This is a genomic window from Kistimonas asteriae (assembly GCF_018263925.1).
Classification (GTDB): domain Bacteria; phylum Pseudomonadota; class Gammaproteobacteria; order Pseudomonadales; family Endozoicomonadaceae; genus Kistimonas; species Kistimonas asteriae.
In genome coordinates this window covers 12,528-36,059 of the sequence record NZ_JAEVHF010000006.1, presented here as the reverse complement: position 1 = coordinate 36,059, position 23,532 = coordinate 12,528, and the positions used below count along the sequence as shown (strand labels likewise).

The 23,532-nt window shown below is 53.0% G+C and carries 20 protein-coding genes; 8 read left to right on the top strand and 12 right to left on the bottom strand.

The window, feature by feature from the left end; translation table 11 throughout:
- Positions 1-2 precede the first annotated feature (2 nt).
- Positions 3-914: a nucleoside-specific channel-forming Tsx family protein gene (locus KHS78_RS08455; RefSeq protein WP_343216891.1), complete on the top strand. Its 912-nt coding sequence runs from the start codon at positions 3-5 to the stop codon at positions 912-914.
- Here KHS78_RS08455 and KHS78_RS08450 read toward each other — a convergent pair.
- On the bottom strand, positions 911-3,958 hold the full coding sequence (locus tag KHS78_RS08450) for a hypothetical protein (protein WP_211827254.1): 3,048 nt from the start codon (positions 3,956-3,958) through the stop codon (positions 911-913). The genes KHS78_RS08455 and KHS78_RS08450 overlap by 4 nt on opposite strands.
- A gap of 187 nt (positions 3,959-4,145) precedes the next feature.
- On the opposite strand from KHS78_RS08450, the gene KHS78_RS08445 reads away from it, so the two are divergent.
- Complete coding sequence (locus tag KHS78_RS08445; protein WP_211827252.1) at positions 4,146-4,400, top strand: hypothetical protein; 255 nt, start codon at positions 4,146-4,148, stop codon at positions 4,398-4,400.
- Between the two features lie 7 nt (positions 4,401-4,407).
- Here KHS78_RS08445 and KHS78_RS08440 read toward each other — a convergent pair whose 3' ends face one another.
- On the bottom strand, positions 4,408-4,812 hold the full coding sequence (locus KHS78_RS08440) for an acetyl-CoA sensor PanZ family protein (protein ID WP_211827250.1): 405 nt from the start codon (positions 4,810-4,812) through the stop codon (positions 4,408-4,410).
- Positions 4,813-5,031: 219 nt separating this feature from the next.
- On the opposite strand from KHS78_RS08440, the gene hisB reads away from it, so the two are divergent.
- The 4 genes from hisB (at position 5,032) to hisF (ending at position 7,915) form a co-directional block, all read left to right on the top strand.
- Positions 5,032-5,625 carry an imidazoleglycerol-phosphate dehydratase HisB gene (gene hisB / locus KHS78_RS08435; protein ID WP_211827639.1) on the top strand — a complete coding sequence of 198 codons (594 nt, stop codon included), beginning with the start codon at positions 5,032-5,034 and terminating at the stop codon, positions 5,623-5,625.
- Positions 5,626-5,661: 36 nt separating this feature from the next.
- The gene (gene hisH / locus KHS78_RS08430) at positions 5,662-6,300 is read left to right on the top strand and encodes an imidazole glycerol phosphate synthase subunit HisH (RefSeq protein ID WP_211827241.1); all 639 of its coding nucleotides are present in this window, start codon (positions 5,662-5,664) and stop codon (positions 6,298-6,300) included.
- A 76-nt stretch (positions 6,301-6,376) separates the two neighbouring features.
- A complete protein-coding gene (gene hisA, locus KHS78_RS08425; RefSeq protein ID WP_211827239.1) occupies positions 6,377-7,138 on the top strand; it encodes a 1-(5-phosphoribosyl)-5-[(5-phosphoribosylamino)methylideneamino]imidazole-4-carboxamide isomerase in 762 nt (253 codons plus the stop codon).
- Positions 7,139-7,141: 3 nt separating this feature from the next.
- Complete coding sequence (hisF, locus tag KHS78_RS08420; RefSeq protein WP_211827237.1) at positions 7,142-7,915, top strand: imidazole glycerol phosphate synthase subunit HisF; 774 nt, start codon at positions 7,142-7,144, stop codon at positions 7,913-7,915.
- A gap of 19 nt (positions 7,916-7,934) precedes the next feature.
- On the opposite strand, the gene KHS78_RS08415 is transcribed toward hisF, so the two are convergent.
- The 4 genes from KHS78_RS08415 to KHS78_RS08400 all read right to left on the bottom strand — a co-directional run bounded on the left by KHS78_RS08415 (position 7,935) and on the right by KHS78_RS08400 (position 12,776).
- A complete protein-coding gene (locus KHS78_RS08415) occupies positions 7,935-9,011 on the bottom strand; it encodes a DUF6160 family protein (protein ID WP_211827228.1) in 1,077 nt (358 codons plus the stop codon).
- Positions 9,012-9,024: 13 nt separating this feature from the next.
- Complete coding sequence (locus KHS78_RS08410; protein WP_211827226.1) at positions 9,025-10,251, bottom strand: DUF6160 family protein; 1,227 nt, start codon at positions 10,249-10,251, stop codon at positions 9,025-9,027.
- A gap of 16 nt (positions 10,252-10,267) precedes the next feature.
- Complete coding sequence (locus tag KHS78_RS08405; RefSeq protein ID WP_211827224.1) at positions 10,268-11,290, bottom strand: hypothetical protein; 1,023 nt, start codon at positions 11,288-11,290, stop codon at positions 10,268-10,270.
- 139 nt (positions 11,291-11,429) lie between these two features.
- Positions 11,430-12,776 (bottom strand): hypothetical protein, encoded by a 1,347-nt coding sequence (locus KHS78_RS08400; protein WP_211827223.1) that lies wholly within the window; start codon positions 12,774-12,776, stop codon positions 11,430-11,432.
- A 206-nt stretch (positions 12,777-12,982) separates the two neighbouring features.
- On the opposite strand from KHS78_RS08400, the gene serB reads away from it, so the two are divergent.
- Entirely contained in the window at positions 12,983-14,206 is a 1,224-nt protein-coding gene (gene serB / locus KHS78_RS08395) for a phosphoserine phosphatase SerB (RefSeq protein ID WP_211827221.1), read from the top strand.
- A gap of 50 nt (positions 14,207-14,256) precedes the next feature.
- Here the strand turns inward: serB and KHS78_RS08390 are convergent, their stop codons facing one another.
- Positions 14,257-14,649: a MoaF-related domain-containing protein gene (locus KHS78_RS08390; protein ID WP_211827219.1), complete on the bottom strand. Its 393-nt coding sequence runs from the start codon at positions 14,647-14,649 to the stop codon at positions 14,257-14,259.
- A 111-nt stretch (positions 14,650-14,760) separates the two neighbouring features.
- On the bottom strand, positions 14,761-15,378 hold the full coding sequence (locus KHS78_RS08385; protein ID WP_211827217.1) for a LysE family translocator: 618 nt from the start codon (positions 15,376-15,378) through the stop codon (positions 14,761-14,763).
- A 114-nt stretch (positions 15,379-15,492) separates the two neighbouring features.
- Here KHS78_RS08385 and KHS78_RS08380 point away from each other — a divergent pair, with 114 nt between their 5' ends.
- Positions 15,493-16,542: a GlxA family transcriptional regulator gene (locus KHS78_RS08380; RefSeq protein ID WP_211827215.1), complete on the top strand. Its 1,050-nt coding sequence runs from the start codon at positions 15,493-15,495 to the stop codon at positions 16,540-16,542.
- Positions 16,543-16,570: 28 nt separating this feature from the next.
- Here KHS78_RS08380 and KHS78_RS08375 read toward each other — a convergent pair whose 3' ends face one another.
- The 4 genes from KHS78_RS08375 to KHS78_RS08360 form a co-directional block, all read right to left on the bottom strand.
- Positions 16,571-18,643 carry an EAL domain-containing response regulator gene (locus tag KHS78_RS08375; RefSeq protein WP_211827213.1) on the bottom strand — a complete coding sequence of 691 codons (2,073 nt, stop codon included), beginning with the start codon at positions 18,641-18,643 and terminating at the stop codon, positions 16,571-16,573.
- Between the two features lie 85 nt (positions 18,644-18,728).
- A complete protein-coding gene (locus KHS78_RS08370) occupies positions 18,729-20,543 on the bottom strand; it encodes a hypothetical protein (RefSeq protein ID WP_211827211.1) in 1,815 nt (604 codons plus the stop codon).
- A gap of 136 nt (positions 20,544-20,679) precedes the next feature.
- Positions 20,680-21,726, bottom strand: a complete 1,047-nt coding sequence (gene epmB, locus KHS78_RS08365) for an EF-P beta-lysylation protein EpmB (protein WP_211827209.1) — start codon at positions 21,724-21,726, stop codon at positions 20,680-20,682.
- A 217-nt stretch (positions 21,727-21,943) separates the two neighbouring features.
- Positions 21,944-23,197 (bottom strand): RING finger domain-containing protein, encoded by a 1,254-nt coding sequence (locus KHS78_RS08360; protein WP_211827207.1) that lies wholly within the window; start codon positions 23,195-23,197, stop codon positions 21,944-21,946.
- Positions 23,198-23,532: the final 335 nt, after the last annotated feature.

Sequence of the window (23,532 nt, the reverse complement as noted above, 5' to 3'; positions counted from 1 at the left end):
CCGTGTGTAAAGTTGAAGGTTTGCGCGTTTTCCGCCGACTGGCTGGATTCTGTCTGATACTGGGAATGGCCTGTGCGGTTCAGGCAGAAGATTATTCAGAAGATACCCGGAAGTATGATCATCTGTGGATGAACTGGCACCTGTACCGGGGCATTGACCAGCGAGGTGGTCCCTACAAGTTTGATGACACCTACTTTGAAATTGAGTTCGGCGGTCGTTCCGGGATCGTCGCGATTTACGGGTATGTGGATATCCTCGATATCCTGGGCAGTTCCCACAGCGACAAGAATAAACAGGACAACTTCTTTGCCAAGGTGTCACCAAGACTCTCTCTGGATGGTCTGTTCAGGGAAGACCTGGCTATTGGCCCTATTGTGGAGTGGTATCTGTCGTTCACGCTTAATGCCATGGATGGGGATAAGTATGAGCTGGATGCGAACGACAAGGTTATCGATAAAAACGGCGGTGGACAGAACCTCTGGGTCGGTTTTGGTGCCGATGTGATGGTGCCATGGCTGGGCAAGACCGGCGTGGATTTCTACAAACGCTATGTATACGACAACTATGGCGCTTCCAATGAACGGTCATGGGATGGCTACGTTCTGCATGCCAACTGGTTCAAGCCGCTCAAGATGCTGGATGGCGATCGGATGATTGCGTTTCAGGGTTACTTTGACTGGGAGTTCGACAGCAAAATTCCGAAGAAAGAGAATGCTTTTGAGAAAGCCTATCGGACGGATGATTCCTTTCAGGCTTATCTGGGTCTCTGGTATCACGACAAACATTGGGGAGCGGGCTATGGCGCCAAGCTCTACCACCATATGACCCAGTGGAAGAATGGTGAAGTTCTTGATGGTAAGAAAACCGATTCCAACGGTGTAGGGCACTACTTCAATGTTTTCTATCGGTTCTAGGAACCGACAGCGTTGCGAAGGCTGGCGACGGAGCGGGTCCAGGGGTTCAGCTTGTTAGCCAGTTCCCTCACGCCGGGTTTTTGCAATGCCTGTTGTGCGGCCCGGCTATTGGGATACTGTCCCTGAACCAGCACATACCAGTCACGGTCATTACGGCGGAAGCGGACGGTGACAGCATCGTTCAATTCCGGATAACGGTATTGCAGGTCTGCCAGAACATTCGGTTTATTGGCTGCCAGCCATTGAATGGTATAAGTGCCGTCAGGTGCCTGCATAAGGCGCTGGATCGAGTCATCTATGGGAATGCTCATGTGTGAGAACACTGCCTGAGGCAGGGGACGACTGTTCCTGATGCTGGCCATAGGGCGGGTGACCGGGCGCAGGTCGTTGGCCAGCATTGCCATGCGCGGTTGGCGCAGGGCGTCCATGGCGGTCAGGTTATCCCGGTAGCGACCTTGTACCAAGGCATAGCTGCTGCCGCCCCGGCGTGGAATCTCAATCGCATCCGCACCGGAAAGCTGAGGATAACGTGCCTGAATCTCACGGATTTCACCGGCAGTCTGGGCAATCGCCCACTGAATGGTGTAGTCCCCCTGGGGTAAGGCTGCCGGTGCGTGTCCTACATCTGGTGCGGTATGAGTCGTGTTGGGCATGACCAGATCCAGCTTGTGGATACCAGCCAGGGATCGTGTCCAGGGATTCAGTGCACGGGCGATGTGTTTCCAGGGTTCCTGATTCAGTAACTGGCTGGCACTGTGTTTATTCGGGTAGATGCCGGTTAGAAGAATGTGCCATGTCTGGCCCTGTCGGCGGAAACGTACAACACTCGCATCCCGTAATGCCGGGAAGCGTTGCTGCAGACGCATGATCTTGGCCGGCTGTGTGGTCGCAAGCCATTGGATGGTCAGATGATTCCTGGGTGCTTTGAGAAATTGATTCAGTGTTGCAGACCCGGTTGCTTCCGACTGCTGATTGAAACTGACTGGTTGCACGGCGCCGCCGCTATAGGAATTGGAGGCGTAGGTGTTGTGCGTCGATAGCTGGGTGTTCGTCTGGCTATTACCCGTGAAACGATTGTAGGCATCAGTCGCTGGCTGCTTGTAGCGGTCATTAGCCGGTTGCTGCGGTGCGTTGGACTGATAGGGTGACCGTATCGGATCCGGTTCAGCAGTTTTCTGCCGGAAACGCTCAATGGAATTGACTGGCGTTGACGGTGGTTCCGGTTTTCTTTTGGCTTCTGTCGCAGGCTGTTTTGCCTCTGGCGCGCTGGAGGCCAGCTTGAAAATGTCATTAGGGGATATGGGCGGCGGCCGGTTGAACTGCTGCATCCGCGAATAGGCATTCTCAGGCTTTTGCTTGGGAATATCCTCTGCCGCTGCCTGGGGCCATGCTGGCTCGGTGCTGTATTTCGGCAGCGACGGCGCTAACCGTTCGTCTGCCCGGTAGCGATAAGGTTGCTGCGCTACCTGTTGTTGAGAGGTTTGCTGGGGAGCTGGTGCCTGGCGTGGTGCGGGTGCGTAGGTTGCTACCGGCTGTCCCGTCAGAGACCAGCTTGTCTGCCCATGGGATACGGCGTTACCTGGCTGAGCCTGCATGGATGGCTGATAGTTGCCTGCAGATTGCGGTGGTGCCAGTGTTGAACGGTCATCGGTTTTGTAATTGTAATAGGGTTGCTGTGGCTGCTGCTGTTCAGCCATTCCCGGAATGTTGACGTTCCTTGGATCACTGCGACGCTGCGGCGCTGATGCCAGAGGATGATTTGTCTTGGGAGGCAGGGTGTTGTGAGGTGCATAACGCCAACGGTCAGGCGGCATGTCCATGCCGTAGGGCATGCGACGCTGAGGTTGACTCGCCACACTCGGTCGTACAGCCCGTGCCTCCCGTTCTGCGGGTGTCACTTCAACATCCGGCAGGGGGGGGAGTGGCTGGGATATTGTCCGAGCGGTTGCATAGGCCGGTGCTGCTGCGGGCTCAGGCATCGGTTCGGGTGTCGGGACATATCCCTGGGGAACCGGCGGCTGCCCGGTAGCCTGCCTGACCAGCAGTTGTCCGCCAACGCCGATAGGCTTGGGAGGTGATGCTGGCTGAGGTTGAGCAATTTGTGCTGGTTGTGGTGCAGGCGCTACTGGTTGGGACTGTGACTGAGTCAGTTGCTTCGCAACCGTATAAGGATTCCTGGTGATAGGTGCGGATTGCACCATGCCGGGTGGCAGCAGAGAATCCGGTGACGTGATTGTTTTTTGCGGAAACGCCGGTCCGGGCTGCAGTCCGGAAAGAATACCTGAGGTATCGGAATCGTTATCCCGTGCGGACAGAGCCAGTTCATGCTCGTGATCATCTGACTTTGTCAGGGACGAGCGGGCTGTTGCCTTGTCCAGCCACTGATCTGCGGATAAATCCTGTGCGCCGGATTTGGCCGCTTGCTTCTGTTCTTCGTAGGTTTCCCGTGAATTGTCGACCAGGTTATGAAGTAGCCGGGTATCGTCCAGGTGGCTGACGGCTTCAGGTTCTTCAGCCTCTTTCCAGGATGAACGCTTCTTGGCCCGTTTCAGCCATTGTGAAAGAAGGATGGAATTCTGGACTTCATCTTCTGAGATATCACCGGCTGAAGGCGCGGGTAGATCCGGCTCAGGTACCAGATTCTGATCTTCCGGCCAGGAGGATGCTGTGGTCAGACGATCCACCCAGTCCTGTTCGGCCAGGCTGCGCATGGGATGTTCTTCGTATTTTTTCAGCGCCAGAATCTTTTCGGTCGGATCGACAGCCGGATGCCGGGGGTTGGTTTCTTTCAGAGTCAGGTTGGCGAGTGAATTGGCAATCTCTGAGCGGAGTTCTTTCACTTCCGCCAGTGTCAGGGTATAGGGTTGCCCGGGGCCTGGGCTGCAGCGCCAGTCCTCATTGATGGTGGACATACACTGCCAGGCGGCGGTGTAGCCAACGGGGGATGACAGGGCTAAAACAGGCGAAACGTATCCACTGCCGCCTACGGCAGCCACCACACTGATGCTCAGCAGTGTTGGTAACGGGAACGTGCGTCCTTTCATTGTGTTATTCCGGTGTCGACTCTTTTAAGTTATCTGATTGGTGGGTGATTGCAAGCCTGCGCCAGCCCAGCTGCGATGGTGCTTCAAGGGTGTTATGCACAGGAAGTAACAAAAACCACTTTATATGCAGTGTTTTTCTTGTCACACACTATGCTTGCCTGATTTGTAAAAATTTGAGGCTGGGTAAATGGCGTATGGTGAATTGCAGGTGAAAGGGCGTGTACTGACGTCCGAACTGGTAAAGCTGATGGCGACTCTGTCGTCAGAACTTGAAGCTGCGCCGGCTTCTCGGGAGTTATTTCATATTACCGAGGAACTGCATTACCAGACGTTGAAGCTGGAGCGTCTGGCGCGGGAGTTGTTGACGCTCAGTGATGTCACTGGGCGATCCTGTCGTCAGGCCCATGACGAGAATCTGGATGAAATCATGGGCTGCTGGTAGACGACGGTTAAAGTTGTGCCTTTAACCAGGCTGGTAGTGCGGATGGTTGCAGGTCTTTGGGTACTGCACAGTGCAGGGCGCGGTTTTGTTCGTCGGCTATCTGGTTCAGTACGTCCATGATCCGTTTTCCCACGCCCCGGTTACGGGTTACTTTTCTAACGCACAAATAGCTGGTGGTCAGGGCCTGCGTAGTTTCTTTTACGGCGACGGCGCCAAGCAGTCGGTCATTAAAACGGGCTCCATACAGTTGTGTGCTGGCATCCGGACGCAGGGTTGTGAGTAGGGCTGCAATGTCTTCAATATTGCAGGATTCTGGTAATAGTCCGTCAGGTGCATCCTGGTAAATCTTCTGCAGGTCATTCAGGTCGCTGGGCGTTGGTTGTATCGGGAGGACTTCGAGCAGAATGGGCATGAGGCAGTACCTGAAAACACGATGTATGAAAGGAGAGAGGGATAATACGGCCAGCGCGGCTGATCGCAAGTCTGCATTGGCGACAAGGAATTCGTGTCACGCCCTGCGCAAGACTATATAATGCCCCCACCAGAATAACTCAAACGCCCCAGAGGCCTGTTGCTGATGGCTGATTTTTACCGTGACAGCCGGCGACAGTTATCCCAAACGGAGCAGATTATGGCTGACCGCAAGGCCACCGTTGAGCGCAATACGCTTGAAACCCGCATCCGGGCAGAAATCAACCTGGATGGAGACGGGCAGGCTGCTTTCGATACCGGTATTCCCTTCCTGGAACACATGCTCGACCAGATTGCCCGGCATGGTCTGATTGATCTCAATGTCCGGTGTGAAGGCGACACGCACATTGATGACCACCATTCCGTCGAAGATATCGGCATTACCCTTGGACAGGCATTTGCCAAAGCCGTAGGCGATAAAAAAGGCATCAACCGTTATGGCCATGCCTATGTGCCGCTGGATGAAGCGCTGTCCCGCGTAGTAATTGACTTCTCCGGTCGTCCTGGTCTGGAATTTAACGTCGATTATACCCGCGCTATTGTGGGCGGTTTCGATGTGGATCTGTTTCGTGAATTTTTCCAGGGTTTCGTTAATCATGCCCAGGTCACGCTGCATGTGGACAACCTGCGAGGCATGAACACCCATCACCAGATTGAGACGGTCTTCAAGGCGTTCGGTCGAGCCCTGCGCATGGCGTTAACAGCCGATCCTCGTATGGCGGACCAGATGCCGTCGACCAAAGGCTGCCTGTAATACCGTATAAGGCAAACGGTTATCAATGGAGAGCGCATGAAGACAGTAGCGGTCATTGATTATGGCATGGGTAACCTGCATTCGGCGGCCAAGGCACTCGAGCATGTGGCGCCGGACAGCATGCGGGTGGAAGTGACTGCCTCGCCGGATGTGATTCTCGAAGCTGACCGGGTGGTGCTTCCCGGTGTCGGCGCCATTCGCGATTGTATGGCGGAAATTCGCCGGCAGGGTGTCGACAAACTGGTGCAGCAGGTGGTGCAGAACCGGCCTCTGCTGGGTATCTGTGTCGGTATGCAGGTGTTGCTGGAGCACAGCGAAGAGAATGGCGGCGTCGAGGGCATTGGCCTGATACCGGGCAATGTGAAGTTCTTCGGTCGTGATCTTCAGGAAAACGGCGAGAAACTGAAAGTGCCGCATATGGGCTGGAGCCAGGTGAGTCAGGCTCAGGATCATCCACTCTGGTCCGGTATTGCTGATGACAGCCGCTTCTACTTTGTCCACAGCTATTATGTCACGGCGGATAACACTGGCGATGTGGCCGGCCACTGCCATTATGGTCAGACCTTTGATGCAGTGCTGGCGCGGGATAACCTGTTTGCCGTCCAGTTCCATCCGGAAAAAAGTGCAGACGACGGGCTTTCCCTGCTGGGTAACTTCCTGCGCTGGAATCCGTAAATCTGAATGAATACGCGTTGCGCAACGCTGTGTTGTTGAGATACCAAAAGAAGTATCAGGGAGTTAATCACGTTCCATGCTTATCATACCTGCGATAGACCTCAAGGACGGCGCCTGTGTTCGCCTGCGTCAGGGACTGATGGACGATTCCACCGTATTTTCCGATGACCCCGTCGCTATGGCCCAGCGCTGGGTTGAGGCGGGTTGTCGACGGCTGCATCTGGTGGACCTTAATGGCGCCTTTGCCGGAGAGCCGGTTAACGGTGAAGTGGTGCGTGCGATTGCAGCCTGTTATCCGGAGCTACCCATCCAGATTGGTGGTGGCATCCGTACACTGGAAACCATTGATGCTTACCTGAAAGCGGGCGTCAGTTACGTGATTATTGGCACAAAAGCCGTGCGTGAACCGGCGTTTGTGGCGGAAGCCTGCAAGGCATTTCCCGGCCATATCATTGTTGGTCTGGATGCCAAAGATGGCTGGGTGGCAACCGATGGCTGGGCAGAGGTCTCGGATATCAATGTCATCGATCTGGCTCGCCAGTTTGAAGGCGATGGTGTTTCCAGCATTGTTTATACCGATATCGCCCGTGATGGCATGATGCAAGGTGTCAACGTGGAAGCGACGCTGCGTTTGGCGCAATGTGTGAACATTCCCATAGTGGCCTCCGGCGGTATCACCAATATGGATGACATCCGTGCCCTGAAAGCGGTTTCAGACCAAGGCATTCTGGGGGCGATTACCGGTCGCGCGATTTATGAAGGTACGCTGGATGTCGCGGAGGCTCAGGCATTCTGTGACCAACCTGATCAGGTCTGTGTTCAGTCGGCAGGAGAGTAAGTCATGGGTTTGGCCAAACGCATTATTCCCTGTCTGGATGTGGATAACGGCCGCGTCGTCAAAGGCGTGCAGTTTGTGGATATCCGGGATGCCGGCGACCCGGTGGAAGTCGCCCGCCGTTACAACGAACAGGGCGCTGACGAGATTACGTTCCTGGATATCACCGCCAGCCATGAAGATCGGGACACCACGGTGCATACGGTGGAGCGGATGGCCAGCGAGGTCTTTATTCCGCTGACAGTTGGTGGCGGTATCCGTGAACTGGACGATATTCGCACCATGCTCAATGCGGGAGCGGATAAGGTCAGCATTAACACAGCTGCTGTTTTTAACCCGGATTTTGTTCGTGCGGCATCTGACAAATTTGGCGCCCAATGCATTGTAGTCGCCATTGATGCCAAGAAGGTCAGCCAGGCTGGAGAGCCTGATCGGTGGGAGATCTTTACCCACGGCGGCCGGAAACCCACCGGGCTGGATGCTATTGAATGGGCACGAAAGATGGAAGATTATGGTGCCGGTGAAATCCTGCTGACCAGTATGGATCAGGATGGCGTCAAGAATGGGTATGACCTTGGCATCACTCGGGCAATCAGTGATGCGCTTACCATTCCTGTGATTGCTTCAGGCGGTGCCGGCACACTGGATCATCTGGTGGACGGGATCAAGGAAGGACGGGCCGATGCGGTACTGGCTGCCAGTATCTTTCACTTTGGTCAGCACACGATTCCGGAAGCCAAGCAGTATATGGCAGAACGAGGTATTGAGATGCGGCTTTAAAGCCGCATCTCATGTTTTCCTAATTAGCGAAGGTATATACAGTACCACTGATATTGAATGAGCCGCTGGCATTCACTTTCATCAGGTATTGCTGAGACGGGTCGCCCACGAAAATGTTGTTATCTGGCAGATAAACAGGTTGATCTTCTCCCACTCGCAGCGTGATCGTTTCTGTACCGTTATTGTCAGCAAGTCCCGATACGTTGTTCCAGACGCGGTTTCCATTGACATCAACACATTCCTCATTGTTGGCTCCTGCGCAGCGATACCGGCTGTAATCATCATTCAATACCCAGAGGAATTCATCTTCCTTGGCGCTAGCCCAATTATCGGAATCATAGGCTTCATAGCGAAGGGTTATGACCTGGCTGTCATAACTATTTACCGTCAGCTTGATATAGTCATTATTGGTAGCATTGGGATTAAAACGGTCACACAACCCCGCACCGATGATGCCTGAATTGTAACATCCCTGGGTACCATCGGAGCCGTAGCTCCAGTCTACGCTAGTGGTTCCCGGCGCCAGGGTTGTGACGCTTATGGGCTGTCCAGAACCATCGCGTCGGAACGTTTCATCCAGTGTCACTGCATTACCGGCTTCAGCACCTGAGATGGAAACTGTAAAGTTTCCGCCAAAGTCTCTGGCTATATAGTTCATGGGAACCAGGTAATAGGTATGCACTGGGTCTGTAGGGATTACGGAAGCTTTCAGGTCACCTTTTAGGCCACTGGCAGAGCCATTCGTGGCATCCAGCGTGTAAGACATGGAGGTGATATTGAGCGGTGTTTGAAAACTGAGCGCTAGTGCGTGGGTATCGCTCGGCGTTCCGCCATTGCCGGCCAGATCATCGACCACATCCAGACCAATATTGACATTCTCTAATGAAACACTGATATCTGCCATGACCAGATCGTGGGACATTCCCTCATGACGGTAACGCAGTTCGTCCGCTGACATTGACCATTGATCTGAGGCCAATGTAATGCCTGCACGGCCATCAATGGATTGCAGTTCATCATCCAGCATAGGCGTAAGATCAGCCCAGACGGCGTTGGTCAGGCAGGTAAGGAACAGAAGCAGGTGATGTTTTTTCATGGTTTGGCTCCTGTCAGTAAAGAACGTCGCGGCTGGTAAAGCGCAGCATCTGGATATCAATCCCTTCTATCTCAATGACATTGGGACCGATATCGTAAGTCATACCACCGGTCTCCAGTGTTCGTGACGGATTGGTCAGACCGTCGGTCGAGAAAACGACTGCTTCCACCTGATTGGTATCTTTATTGACCTTACTGAGCTGGATTTCCTTGATCTTGATACTGCCAAGCGTTGCTCGGTACTCTTCTGCAGTATATTTCTCACCGGTTTCCGGGTTGGTGTATTTCTGGGTTGCCAGTTCCTGTGTCAGTGGTGCGATCTCAAACTGCAGGCTGGGAACCACCGTAGTCTGCACAGGTGCACCGGCGCTATCGCGGTACTGGATTTCGCCCAGTCGATAATACTGATTATTCAGCTTTTCCAGTGTGGGTCCATCCAGTACAGAACGAGCGACATTGCCACCAGTCACATTCTTTTTGGTTGGGTTTTTCAGGGTGGGTGAACTGACTCTGATCTGTGTTTTGGCCTGTTCAATGGTTCTGACCGTCAGGGGCTGGTATTGGTTGCCAAGTTCGAGGTTTCGGATTTCAATGCCCGTCACGGCCGCGATACCGGGCGCAACCGGGATGATTTTACCGCCTGCATCGGTAGCGACTTGGGGACACGCGGCATTGTTTTCCTGAATACAGACACGTTCGATGTCTCCACCAATGGTAATGGCCATGCCTGGTCCCTGGTTCTCCGTACCCCAGAGTTCAATTTTGCTGTCTTGAAAGGTGAGGCCGTTGAAAGCCAGGTTAATGGGGTGCGGACTCTGATAGCTACCCGTTTCCTCATAGAAACCATCGACAAAGGTGTAATCAATCTGGGCATTCATATCGATGGCATCGGCGGTATTGGGCAGTTGCAATCTGACAATGTCGGTAGGTTGGCCTCCATTCGCGGGCAGTGCTTCTTCGACCACATCAAGCTGTATCGGATCATCAGCATTGCCGACTGAAAAGGTGCCACCGCCCTTGCCGGTAATATCCAGGTCGCTCAGAGTGAGATTGTTGTAATCACTGAAATCCACCGATATACGACTGTTGGCATCACTTTCCAGCGCCATGTTTTGAATCACCAATCCGACCCCGGCACCGGATATGTCGGACATCTGGCTATCATCCATGGGGCGAAGGTCAGCACTGGTCAGGCTGGGGGCGATCAGGAAGCTGATGAGCAGTGGTGTGGTCTTCATCATATTCAAGTCCAGCCTGTTAATACTGATGCACGGCGCTGTTATAAACGGCATCCGCAATTGGGTTCCCTTCAAAATAGTTATCAGGGTGCTCGTACAGCTCGGTGAAGGCTTTCAAGCCAGTGTCTGTTGCAATGTCATACTGCATATTGACCCAGAAGCCGGATTGCGCAGTTGGCGATGTTCCGCTTCCCGGAATGATCTCCGGATAATCAACAGCAATGGATGACAGTGACATGAAAAGCTTGCTGGCGTTATCCAGCAGGTTGTATTCCACTGGTCGCAGCTGGGCTTCAGTGCCGGCCAGGGTCAGAATGGTGTTACAGTCACTTTGATTTGTGACACAGGTAGTTTGGTCTTTGTTGATATTGCCGCCTGTTCTGACGCCAGAGAAATCGAAGTTTATTTTTGACTGGAGGTTAATGCCAATGGCGGAGGCCAGTACATTAACCAGTGGTTGTACGGTGCCACTGATTGTATCAATGGTATTACCCATAACCCCGCTGGCATTGTGTTGCCCTATACGGAAGCCGACCAGGACCCTCTCGCCTTCGAATTCATCCCAGACAAATTCAATATACGGATCTTCCATAACAACCGGGATAACGTTGCCGTCTTCATCCACGGTTCCCAGAGAGATATTACGCAGCTGGGCATCTGCTTCCTTACCCGCTTCCCGGTCAAAACCGGCCAGCAGATCTTCAAAATTCACAGCGCCATCCGGGTAAGTGGTGGAGGCGGTCTTATAGTTACCATCACCACAGTCGCCACAATCATCTCGGTCGTAACGCATGACTGTTGCGCGGTCTATGTTGGCGTTAACTTCCAGTACACCACCCAAAGAGATACGGGTGAAATCCAGCGTGGAGCCGTCGGACTGGGTGTGGTCATTAAATTCTTGAATTTTGATCATGGCCTGCCCGGTAGACAGGGCCAGCTCATCATCATTAAGCGGCGTCAACTGGGCGACAGCGACTTGGGTAAGACAACCGCAGAATCCTGCCAGCAGTCTGGCAAGCGGCGTTCCGAAAAGACGGCGCATGGGAAATCCTGATTATTATTTTTATTGTTGTACTAACGTTCCGATTATGCCGCCTTCTCAGGTCATGTAAAGAGGGTGTCCGAAATTAACCGGTACTAATGTTCCATGTGTGGGATGGGAAGAAAGTCGAGAGGAATGATCAGGCTTCCTCAACTTCCCGTTGCCCCAGCAGATTAGCGCACTGCTGGTTGATCAGGTTTTCAACTGCTTCATCCACACCGGTGACCTGCCAGATTCCGCTTTCGTGCGTCGTCTCCTCAGTGGTCACACCCGCTGTTTGAATCATCGTTTGATCCACGAGCAGTTGCTCATCGTCGTCCAGACTGGCAAGTAGCAGCGCTTTACTGGCCGCAGAGTCCGCCAGTGCGGGGTGGGTATCACCAGGCGTTAGGGGCTCGGCGATGGTGATGCCCGTACCACTTTCCAGACGCGCCACGGCGTGTTCCGGCTGGTGGCCGAGCAGGGTGCGGACAAGCAGGGCGCAACAGACGGCATTAAATGCATAATCGCTGTTTTCCGCTTCATGGAAACTGATAAAGGCATTGCCTTCCGCAGAGTATGCGAGTTTGCCCCCATAAAGCTGAGCAGCTTTAGCGACCAAAGGAATTTGCTGTCGAATCAGCCGGTGCAGCTCCATAGCGGGCAGGCACTGGCGCAGCTTGCCGAAGTTGCGGAACCGGACCGCCAGCAGGGCAGTTTCACCCAAGGCTTCAGGTGGAAGTGGCTCTAGCGCCGGTACCGGGCTGTTGGCCGGTTCCAGCGGTTTTTCGGGTTGAGGTGTCGGCACTGCACCACGGGTAATCAGTAACTCCAGCTGTTTGATCAGACGTCGAGGCTCATCTTTAACACTCTCGTCACAGGCTTTTTCGCCATCACAGAGACCCTCCAGCTGGTGGATGGCTCGCTGCATGAGCCGGGTTCGGTTACGGCTGTAGTTCACAATCAGCACCACACCGCTCATTAGCAACAGGGCGGTCAGCGCCAGGATGATGATGGTGGCGTCCGTTGCCGGCTGGGTCAGTCGCTCTTCATCAAGCTGAATGCGGACATACCCGGCAATGACTTCCTGATAATTGATCGGTTCGGAATAGGTGATATAGCGGTCATTCAGATCGACATCATCCTTCTCTGCAATCGCGAGACGGTTGTTGTCGATGCTGTAGATGGCTGCCCGTGCCACATAGGGTTTTTTGACCAGGTCGTTGAGCAGCACGGTCAGGCTGAGCCGGTCACCGGTAACCAGCATGTCGGTGGCAAAACGGGCGGTCTGTTGTGCCAGTGCGGAGCCTAGCAGGTCCGCATGGTGATGGCTGGCGCTGTTGATTTCCCGGGTGGCTACGGCGGTGAACAGGGTCAGGCTGGTCAGCACCAGTACCATGAACAGAGTAATGAGTTGTTGGCTCAGGGATAGTCCGGACAGGCTGACAACCTGACGGAAACGACGGCTGAGGCGGGTAAACAATGAAGAATCGCTGGTTTGACTCACGGAGGTCTGCGCTTGTTACGGGTTATCTGTTAATACTGTCTGTGTCTGCAGGTGTTGTGCAAACACTATTTTCTTTCAGGAACGTTTCATTCCACTCATGCCGGCGATTTTGCCTGACGCCCGGTGGATTTGCATGCGCAAGCAACCGCAGGGACTGGTAGAATGCCGCCATAACAATTTCCGATGGTACCTCTGAGGGGCAGGGTGTGAGCAGAATTATCCTCTTCAATGTCACCGGGCAGGACAAGCCGGGGCTGACCTCCGGCATCACGTCGATCATGGCCGAACATGGCCTGGAAATCCTCGATATTGGCCAGTCCGTGATTCATGACACCCTGACCTGGGGCATCCTGGTGCGGTTGCTGGATGAAGATGCCAGTGATCCCGTCCTCAAGGAACTGCTGTTTCACTTCCACAAAATGGACCTGCAGGTGCGTTATCAACCGGTCACCGAATCCCAGTATGAGGATTGGGTGCAGGCGCAGGGCAAGGATCGTTACATCGTTACCCTGTTGTCGCGTTGCGTGACAGCGGAGCAAGTGGCGCGGGTCTCAGGCATAACCGCAGCACATGGCCTCAACATCGACCGCATAACCCGCCTTTCAGGCCGTGTACCGTTGGATCAAAATAGTGCGGATGCCCGCGCCTGTGTGGAATTTTCCGTCCGAGGAACGCCGGAAGATTTGCAGCGGGTACGGGCGGATTTCCTGCAGTTGTCGTCTGAAATGGATGTCGATATCGGCTTCCAGGAAGACACTATCTACCGGCGTACCCGACGACTGGTGGTGTTTGATATGGACTCCACTCTCATCGAGGCGGAAGTCATTGATGAGTTGGCAATCGAAGCCGGTGTTGGCGAAGAGGTGGCTGCCATCACGGAAGCCGCCATGCGTGGAGAGCTGGATTTTGCCGGAAGTTTCCGCAAGCGCCTGGCCCTGCTGAAAGGGCTGGATGAAGCGGTTCTGGAGACAGTTGCAGCACGGCTCAAGCTAACAGAAGGCGCGGAGCGTCTGATTGGTTCCCTGAAACAACTGGGTTACAAGACGGCCATCGTCTCCGGTGGCTTTACCTATTTCGCTGAATATCTGCAGCAGCGTCTGGGCATTGATTATATCCATGCCAATACCCTGGAGATTGTCGATGGCAAGGTGACGGGTGAGGCGAAGGGACGGATCGTGGATGCCAGCCGCAAGGCCGAACTCCTGCGTGAGCTGGCAGAAAAGGAACAGTGTCGTCTGGAGCAGGTCATTGCCGTCGGCGATGGCGCCAATGACCTGGAGATGCTTGCCGCCGCAGGCTTAGGTGTGGCATTCCGTGCCAAGCCGTTGGTGAAGCAGTCGGCCCGGCAATCCATTTCCACGCTGGGACTCGATGGTATTCTTTATCTGCTTGGCTGGCGTGATACGGACCTGGATGCATTGCATCACTGAATCCTGTCTTTGGAGGCCGGGCTTTCCCGTCCGGCCCCGCGAATGAAGGGTTATTTTTCCTTTTCCACCAGATGGACCGTTTCAATAATCCCACCGTCAAACCGGATAAACTGATCGGGTGTGCCAAACCGGAAAATACCGGAGGAATACATGACGTTGTTATTGAAATTAAAAATCAGCGTCGTGTAATCAGGGTGGGATGGCTCCAGCCAGCTGACGACATAAAACCGGTCACCGATCTTCCGTGACCGGTAGGGCAAATCCTTGTTCCCGTTACCCTTTCTCGGCCCGGCAATCCATTCATATCGCAGCATGCCGTCGTAGAGTTCAAGCTGTATCCCGCTACCGTTCTGGTAGTAATACTCGACAGACGTTCCATCCAACAGGTGCATGGGCTTGATGGCGTCTGCTTCTTGCCGAGCCTTTTCCAGTGAAGTAGACATACTATTCTCTTTTGCTGCTGAGTGGTTCAGTGGCAAACAACCCAGCATGAATAGCGCGAACAATGTCTTGCAGGTTTTCATGCTGTTTCTCACAGAAGGTGGTGATGACGTTCAGGCGAGTTGCTCAAAGGCCATGAGCAGGGCAATCAGAATGAAGGCGCTGCCGCAGCACTGGTTAAAAATACGACCATGAGCGTTGAGCCAGGGACGTAACCAGTGAGCAATTCTCGCCAATGTATATTCGACCATGAACTCACAGGCTGCAAATGTCAGGATCATGATCGGCAGCTGTGAAAACAGTGGGCGGGTTGGATCAATAAACTGCGGAATAAAAGCAGCAAACACAAGGATGACTTTCGGATTTGCCAGTGCTGTCAATGACCCCTGCCGAAAGAGTATTCTTCGGCTGACCCGGTCACTGGCTTGGTTTTCCTGGCATTCTGGCGCAGCTGTTTTCCACAGCTTAAGGCCGAGCCAGGTCAGGTAGAGTGCACCTGCTGTCTTCATAATCATCAGCAAACTGCCATGTGTTTGCATAATCGCACCAACGCCAAGAACAGAGATCGCCATTAAAAGAATAAAACCGCAGGTACCACCAAGCACTGTAAACAGTGCCTGACGATGGCCATATATCAAACCGTGGGACAAGGCAAGTAAGCCATTGGGACCGGGAGCCAGAGCCAGACCAATCATCGCCAGAGCAAACAAAAACCAGGTTTCTAACGCCACGAAAACATCTCACATCATTGAATCAAAGAATCACGAGTATACTGACTCCCGATTCTGACTAGACGGTCTGTTCTGGTCGTATGCTGGTAATTTCAGGACAACTCGGGATGTTGGATGACGACGCCTAAACCACCGCTTGAAGCAGGTTTTCTGCTCTTACCGCTGCCGGGATTTTCGTTACTGGCACTGGGCGGCTTTGTCGATAAGTTGCGCTTTTCTGCGGATGAAGAAGACCATAGCCAGCAGCGTTATTGTTGTTGGCAACTGGTCGGGCTGGAGGCCTGTGCTGTTAACGCCAGCAGTGGGGTACCGGTTGAGGTTGAGACGCTGATGGCACCTGAGGGTTTCACGGGCTATGACTATCTTGTGATATTTGGTCCCCGTACAACCCAAGCGGCCCAGGCTATGGCACCGTCTTACCAAACACTGCTAAGGCAGGCTGCTCGGCGTGGATTGACACTGGTGGCAGTGGATAACGCCAGTTTCCTGCTAGCACAGTGCGGTTTGCTTAAGGGCTATCAGGTGGTGGTGCATTGGCGGCACTTAGCGGAATACAAAAATGCTTTCCCCAATAGCCGTATAAGGGAGAGAGACCTCTACTGTATTGATGGCAAACGGGCTACCTGTGCAGGTGGCTGTGCCACGGTTGATTTAGCCGTTGAGCTATTGGCTCGTCACAGTGGTCGTGAACTGGCGCTGAAGGGGCTGGCGGATATGCTGGTGGATGAAAGCCGGGGTTCGCACCATGCGCTGCGTTCACTGAGTGAAGCGCCTGGCCAGAGTCGTCTGGTCGGACGTGCTATTGCATTGATGCGACAGAATTTGGCAAAAACGCTTTCCATTGAACAACTTTCTCATCAACTAGGGGTGAGCCGACGGCAGCTGGATCGTTTATTTGTGGATAACCTGGGCCGTAGTGCTCGGCAGCACTGGTATGGGATGCGCATGCAGCATTGCCATTGGCGTCTGTTAAACAGCACCCACCCTATTGGTCTGCTCGGATTGGAGATCGGCATTCACGACAGCAGTTACCTGAGTAAACAGTTCAAGCGGTATTTTGGTGTTACGCCGCAGCAGTTGAGATCACAGGCTAGAAACCAAAAAGATCGTGGGCGTAAAGCGATAGGAGAGGTTTTCCTGACACCAGAAATGCCAGGAGAATAGGTAAGAAAAGAAGAGCATTTTTATCGGGTTACTGCTCGAAATCGTAATGCATGTCCGGTTCTGGCGCCTGAATATAGTAACCCTGCACATAACCCACACTCATCTGCCACAGGCAGGACAGTTCGCTGGCCGACTCAACGCGGGGCATTACTACGGTAATATCATTATCGGACAACGTGTTGACCAGATCCTGCAGCTGATTTTTGCTCTTTTCGTCCGTCGTGATATCAGCAATGTAGCTGGCATCGATTTTTACGCGATCAACAGCGATATGTGAAAGCGTGGCAAGCGGTTTGTCCGCCAGGCCAAAGTGGGAAATGCAGAGTTCGAAGCCATTTTCTTTTAATGCACTGAACACCGGTTCCGCTTTTTTCAGGTATTTTACCAACTCACTTTCTGATATCTGGATGGTAAGACTATTGGCAGTCAAATTGACTGCCTTAAGGGCAATGTTCAGCCATGATGGCAATGTCTGGTCGCGTACCGACTCTCCGCTGATATTCACAAATAGTCGTGTTTCTGGATGTGTCTTGCGCTTTTCTGCCAGCTGTTTGATGGCCTGCAGAATCACCCAGCGATCCACTTTTCGGGCCAGTCCGGCTTTCTGACAGGCTTCCAGGAACTCTGCCGTGGTGATGCTATCTTCCTCATCGTTATTGTTCAGCCGGACATACACTTCATACTGCTCTTCCGGATGCTCCAGGTTAACGGTAGGCTGGTACAGCAGTGTAAAACCGTTGTTTTCCATAGCGTTCTGGGCCATGGCGACAATGTTGCCTTCCCGCGCTTTGCGTTCCAGTTCTTCCTTCGGATCGTGTAATGCCGTCTGGTTACCACCGGCCTTACGGGCCTTGATGCAGGCGTATTCTGCCTGGGTCAGCAGGTACTCGATATCCTGTTGCTGACCGTTGACCGGCATGAGGCCGATCGACAATGTGGATTGCAGTGTTTGTCCGGATACCTCAGAAAGATGCCGTTCAACCGCCGCCAGCAGGGTTGTGGTCAGATTATCCAGCGTGTCTTCGTCATCCCCATAAATCAGTGCGAGGAAGATATCATCCCCGTAACGAGCCAGTAGCTGTGGTTCCCGAATATATCCCTGCATGACCTTGGCGACATCCGCCAGTAGCAGGTCTGCATCGGCAATACCGCGGGAGCGCTTGACGTCATTGAAGGTATCCAGACGAATATCCAGCAATGTACTATTACTCTTACCTTGCACTGCCAGCTCAACCGCGCCAGCCAGTTGCTCGGCGAAATACTGCCGGTTAAAGAGCCCGGTGGTCAGGTCTTTGTGGCTGAGTTCCTGCAGGCGCGCTTCCAGTTCCGGGTCTACCCGGTCCATACGGATGACAATCTGGGTGCAGGGCTCGCCTTCATAGCTGGCGGCGGAGAGTGTCATCCGGGCCTTGAAGGTGTTGTCATCACTGCGCATGCCCTGAAATGTAAGCTCTCCGACGTCATTGCCCTGATGAAAATCCTTCAGGAACTGCCGGAACGCCGCCTGGTCTTCGCCATGAATCAGGTCGATGGCGGGGATGCAGATCATTTCATCAGGATCATCACAGGCAAACAGGGTGAGGTAGGCAGGATTCGCATAGATATGCATACCATCGTGGACGTAGGCGATGGCGTCCTTGGAACTTTCCAGCAGCAGTTCACAGCGCTTTTCAGTTTCCGACAGCACAGACTCCGCCTGTTGGCGACGACGACGGTCGTTCAGGTGAGCGACTTCCCGCAGTGACGCCAGCAGCAGGTGTACATCTCGACCGGCAGGAATGGCATCCATGGCGCCGGCCTGCAGCCAGGCTTCGACGGTCTCCGGTTCACTGTTTCCTACGCGAATGATCGAGGGAATATCCCGCTTCAGGTGCCGGATGCGGTCCAGTACCTGACGGGCGTTCAGGGTGTCGGTCTCTTCTGCGGCTATCAGCAAATCCCAGGTCTGGCTGGTGAGTGAATCATCAAGATCCTCCGGCGAGGTGATGCGATGCATACGAATCGCATGGCCGGCATTTCGAAACAGGTTGACCTGTTGTTCGGCATCATTCTGGGATTGCTCAAGCAGGAGCAGGCGAATGGTCTGATTATTATCTGCCATGGGTACCGCTATGCATTGTTATTGCCCGTTATCTTAAAGGATTAGTGCGGTGGTACAAGGGCATGACTGTGTTTCAGGTCAGGTTTCAAAGGGATGTCCAGATACTGCTGAAGTCATCATCCGCCCCTGAGGCGGCCTTCTGTGCCTGTGACTGTTCTGCCAGTTGTTCAAACGTCCGGTAGGTGAAATGGCTGTAACTGCCGGTGGTCTGCAGGCAGTCGATCAGTCTTGCGCGCAGAAGCTGGTGGCCATTATTCAATATGATCTTATTGCCGGGTTTGAATGCGACCCGGGGCAGGATCAGGCTCTCGGTATTGTGGGTGGTGCGGAAGGCCGGCAGCAGGAAACAGCGCATGAAGGCGCTCTGTTCCCGCGTTTTGCTGAGCAGTGAAACGGCACCGGGCCGCGCGCCGGGTGTCAGTAACTGGATACCCAACAGCACCGTACTGTCATCGGTACGCTTCAGCCAGCGGATGCTGGCCAGTGTCCATTGCTGACTGGTTTTGTCATGCACTGCAATCAGTTCCCCACTCTGGATCTGGGGGGGAATCACACCGGTCAAACGCAGGCAGTAGCCTTCCGGGCTAATGTTCTCCAGCGATGCCTGATGGATCGTATGTTCTCGGGTTTTGGCTTTCTGCGATGTCGAAGATGCACCTGAAAACAGGATGGTATCGCTTTTGGTGATGGGGGATTCACCGCAGATACCGGTGCCGTTATCCACATGGGACCACACATCCCGATCCACCGTGGCCATGGCTGTCTGGTTTTTCAGAATAGCGGTATAACCCATGGTACGGGTGAGGAAGCGGTCAAACGGCATCTGGTTGCTGAGGTAATAATGGCAGGCGGTAAACCCGGTCACAAACGACAGCCGGCCCTCGGTTTGTTGTCGGTTGTACTTGCGGTTGGTCTTGTGACTCCAGGCGGACAGCAGGTGACGGGTAAGGTGTTCCGGCAGTGGTGGTGTCAGCGTGCTGTCGGCAGGGTTGGGTTCTGCCAGTGAATCTGTCAGCAGGTTAATCAGACTCCCAGTGTCGAGTCCGCGCAGGTTCGTGTCACGGGCGGTTTCGTTGTCCGTCGGGTAGTCCGGTCCATGGTTGGCTGTGATATCTACCACGAAAGGTGTTTCTATTACGCTGTCATCAATAATGCTTGCTGCGCCTGACCAGCGTTTCAACGTATCCGAGAGTTGCTGCAGTTCCATCTGGCGAAGCATATTTGGCCGTGAGCGGGCCATCAGCAGGGCGCGCTTGTAAACATCTTCAATCGACATCTCGGGAGACTTGGGCGCTTCCGGCTCATGGATTTTGATGGACAGTAACTGATACTGGTCCGCCAGCCGGTACAGTGTGTGTAACTCCAGCCAGAAGTGTCTCGGCAGTTGTGAATAAAGCTGGTAAGCGGTCAGCATGTGGTCGCAGCTTTCCGACAGCGCACGGTGCAGCGCCAGTGGCAGACGGCGCTGTCGATGAGGGTTTGGTCGCCTTGTGGATAACCTGTTGGCTTTTTGTTGCTTCTCTGTGTGTGTTGCGAGGATAACCTGTTTGTAACCGCAGAGAAGGTGATTCCTGAGCGCTTGGGATAAATTGGCAATTTTCTGTTCGCGCGGATCCAGCGTCACGGTTTTTTGGAGAAAGTGTTTGCCCAGTGCCTGGCAGGTGTAATGCACACAGGGGCGCATCTGCTCAAGGATGTCGAGGCGCAGGGTAGAGGAGAGCCGGGTCAGGTTCAGGTCCTGCAATGCCAGGTAGAGCTGGCGGGCGGTCTCGCCCAGGTTGGCCTTGGGCAGCTGACTCAGCCAGTAACGGATGGCAGGCATTTCCGCTGCGCAAAATTGCAGCGTATCTTGCGTGTGCGCGGGAACATTGAGCGCCAGATTCTGCACTGACGTATCCATGAGCCCCTCTCCATGCTGGGTGCCGGATGGCGTGAATTCGTATTCTTATCTGTCCATGGTAATGAAAGTGTGACGCAGTTGTCATCCGGAAACCGTTGTCAGAGGCTGAGCCGGTTTCCGGTACGGTGCTTGCTGATCAGTGTTCGTATAGCGGAGAGAGGGTAATCTTGCAGGGGGCACCGGCCTTTTCACGGGCCAGACGAGGCACCAGGTAGCCGGAACAACGACGGCTCATCTCGCCCAGCAGGCGGCGGACGTGGGTTTCGTCCCGATCGAAGTGAGCGGCGCCCTGCACTTTGTCGAATAAGTGCAGGTAATAAGGCAGCACGCCGTTGTCGAACAATGTTTCGTTCAGTTCGACCATCGCCTCCACATTATCGTTGATGCCGCGAAGCACCACGGTCTGGCTGAGCAGGGTAACACCGGCATTGCGCAGGCTATTCAGGCTGTGGCAGACATCCGCGTCAATCTCACGGGCGTGGTTGCAATGCACGACAAGGATTGGCTGCAGACGGGTGCCAGTGAACCAGCTGAGCATCTCCTCGGTAATCCGCTGGGGTACCACGATCGGTAACCGTGTATGGATACGCAGCCGTTTGACGTGGGGAATCTCGGCTATGGCTTCGGTGAGCCAGCGCAGGCGGGCATCGTTCACGGCCAGTGGGTCGCCACCGCTGAAAATCACTTCCGTGAGCGAGGTGTCCGCAGCGATGTAATCGAGCGCTTCCTGCCATTCGGCCCGATTCATTTTATTGTCGTCGTAGGGAAAGTGACGGCGGAAACAGAACCGGCAGTTGACGGCACAGGCGCTGCCCAGCATCAGCAACAGGCGGTTGCGATATTTGTGAAGGATACCTTTTTTGGCATTCTTCGGTGCTTCTCCCAGTGGGTCAGCGGAATAGCCCGGGGTTTTGATCAGTTCATCCGCGACCGGCAGCACTTGTTTCAGCAGTGGGTCGTCAGGGTTACCTTTCTGCATGCGGGCGATATAGGGCAGCGGTACGCGCAGGCGGAAGGATTCGCTGGCTTTTTGTGCGGCGGGCAGCAGGGCGGGATCCAGTTCCAGCAGGCGCAGGAGCGCGGCGGGATCGGTAATCGCGTCGCTGAGAATGTGCTGCCAGGCTGGCCGGTGGGCCGGTGCGACAGGTTCGGTAGTCAGATTGTGTGCGGATCGCGTGATCATAGGCGACGTTCAGGTTCCCGCAGTTTGGCAGTGTAAGAACAATAGCGTGTTGCAGCCGGTGACTGAAACTTCCTGGCGGAAAGTCTGTCAGCGGCAAGGCCGGTTCCCTCGGTAGACCGCCCTTTATACAGGGCTTAGCTCGGTTGGACAATCCGCAGCAGGACGGATTTTGTGAGGTGATAGCGAAGAAGCTTAACTGTATACGATTGTACCCATTTCATGCGTCATTAATTTGTGCAACATAGGCTATGGTCATGATAAGGCCGATAACAATTGACCCGAAAATCAGTATAAGGTGTTTAATTTGCTCGATATCTCCGTTTCTTACCCTTTCTATGATGGCATGAGCGTCTGCGCGTGCATTATTGATTGGCCATCTCTCAACGTCAGCAGCTCTGTTTATTTCAGCATTATTGTTTGGGTTTAATCGTGGTATCATCGGTGCTAGAACTAAATTATCAAATGTTCTACCAACTGTTCGTATTACAGCTGTAGCATAATCAGCCAGTCCCATATTGTTAGCTTGGAATTGATTTCTTTCAGCTTGGTAATTAATTACTAATTCATGGCCTACATCAAAAATTGCGAGTCTATACATGTTTAGGACTGCTAACGCTGGTAGTAACTGTACTAAATATAGTAAATGTTCTATAGGAAATAACGGTAATGGCAGTAATGCCGGTGCGAACAGAATAATTGGGCGATTCCACATCAAGCGTAATGGAAGCCATCTATCTTCAAGGACTCTATTAAATATGTCTCTTATTTCATCCAGACGATTAATTTGTGGATCACCGAAAGGCAAGTGTTGATGAATAGCTGGACGGGGTTCTATGCCAATAAGATGAGGTTGTTCAATTAGTTGGATAAAAATAGCCAATAGGTTTTGGAAAAAATCTCTTGGACGATGGTTTCTTGGATGGTGTCTTATATGTGGGAGAAGTATTGTCAATTCTTCAGTGACTATTTCTTTTGTACATAAAGGACATTCTTTTTTGGATCCTGGGGTTTTAAGCCAACTTTCCAGACAGTTTTTACAGTAAGAGTGATGGCAGCTCAAAACGATTGCTGTTGAAAAGTTTTCTAGAGATAAACGACAGATAGGGCATTCCTCATTTCTTGATCGATTGATGAATGCATAAAAAAGATCGTTCTCAAGATAGTATTCAAATACGGACCAGCTGATTATTAGCCAGTTAGGGTTTGCTCTTATCGATGCCTGAATAAGAGCGTTTCTGATATCTATTTTCCTATCGTGTAAAGCTTTTTTTTGTTGGATGGAGAAATTTTCAAGACGGTTGTCTATTTCAAGGTTTACGTAGCATTGAGGACATCGGATTGTGAATGCCAGTAAGGTTAAATCTTGATTACTTTCTAATTTGTGCCCGCAAGGTAATTCCCAAGGGCTTTTAGCCGTTGGAAAAATGCTGGCTGCTGTTGATATGGATGAGCTAGGGTAGGTGATTAACATTTTTGACTTCCTTTTTCTACGTACGTTATATAAAACAAGAAATTATTTACGATTTAATTGAGGGCATATGCAACTACGAAGTTTCCGGAGTGTATTGGCGATATATAAGTCTGACAGCTAACTAATCACATAATTCGTGGGGTTCTAACATATGTGTCAGCTCCACTGTCGCGATCTGCGTAATGAGCTTTCCGAAGCAGGTGGCATGCTTGCCATATAGCTGTTTCTTGAAAAACATCATGACTTGTCACGATCCAGCGTTAGATTCTGTCGTCCTGGCAGCATTTTTTACACTATCGTTCCATCTCTGAGTTTACGGGAGTAAACTGGATAAG

Excerpts from the sequence above, each read along its gene's own strand:
- KHS78_RS08360 (WP_211827207.1), bottom strand. The coding sequence starts at position 23,197 with ATGTTAATCACCTACCCTAGCTCATCCATATCAACAGCAGCCAGCATT.
- KHS78_RS08390 (WP_211827219.1), bottom strand. The coding sequence starts at position 14,649 with ATGTCTACTTCACTGGAAAAGGCTCGGCAAGAAGCAGACGCCATCAAG.
- hisF (WP_211827237.1), top strand. The coding sequence starts at position 7,142 with ATGGGTTTGGCCAAACGCATTATTCCCTGTCTGGATGTGGATAACGGC.
- hisH (WP_211827241.1), top strand. The coding sequence starts at position 5,662 with ATGAAGACAGTAGCGGTCATTGATTATGGCATGGGTAACCTGCATTCG.
- KHS78_RS08445 (WP_211827252.1), top strand. The coding sequence starts at position 4,146 with ATGGCGTATGGTGAATTGCAGGTGAAAGGGCGTGTACTGACGTCCGAA.
- KHS78_RS08375 (WP_211827213.1), bottom strand. The coding sequence starts at position 18,643 with ATGGCAGATAATAATCAGACCATTCGCCTGCTCCTGCTTGAGCAATCC.
- KHS78_RS08405 (WP_211827224.1), bottom strand. The coding sequence starts at position 11,290 with ATGCGCCGTCTTTTCGGAACGCCGCTTGCCAGACTGCTGGCAGGATTC.
- epmB (WP_211827209.1), bottom strand. The coding sequence starts at position 21,726 with ATGATCACGCGATCCGCACACAATCTGACTACCGAACCTGTCGCACCG.
- KHS78_RS08415 (WP_211827228.1), bottom strand. The coding sequence starts at position 9,011 with ATGAAAAAACATCACCTGCTTCTGTTCCTTACCTGCCTGACCAACGCC.
- KHS78_RS08410 (WP_211827226.1), bottom strand. The coding sequence starts at position 10,251 with ATGATGAAGACCACACCACTGCTCATCAGCTTCCTGATCGCCCCCAGC.
- KHS78_RS08440 (WP_211827250.1), bottom strand. The coding sequence starts at position 4,812 with ATGCCCATTCTGCTCGAAGTCCTCCCGATACAACCAACGCCCAGCGAC.
- KHS78_RS08380 (WP_211827215.1), top strand. The coding sequence starts at position 15,493 with ATGACGACGCCTAAACCACCGCTTGAAGCAGGTTTTCTGCTCTTACCG.
- hisA (WP_211827239.1), top strand. The coding sequence starts at position 6,377 with ATGCTTATCATACCTGCGATAGACCTCAAGGACGGCGCCTGTGTTCGC.
- KHS78_RS08450 (WP_211827254.1), bottom strand. The coding sequence starts at position 3,958 with ATGAAAGGACGCACGTTCCCGTTACCAACACTGCTGAGCATCAGTGTG.
- hisB (WP_211827639.1), top strand. The coding sequence starts at position 5,032 with ATGGCTGACCGCAAGGCCACCGTTGAGCGCAATACGCTTGAAACCCGC.
- KHS78_RS08370 (WP_211827211.1), bottom strand. The coding sequence starts at position 20,543 with ATGGATACGTCAGTGCAGAATCTGGCGCTCAATGTTCCCGCGCACACG.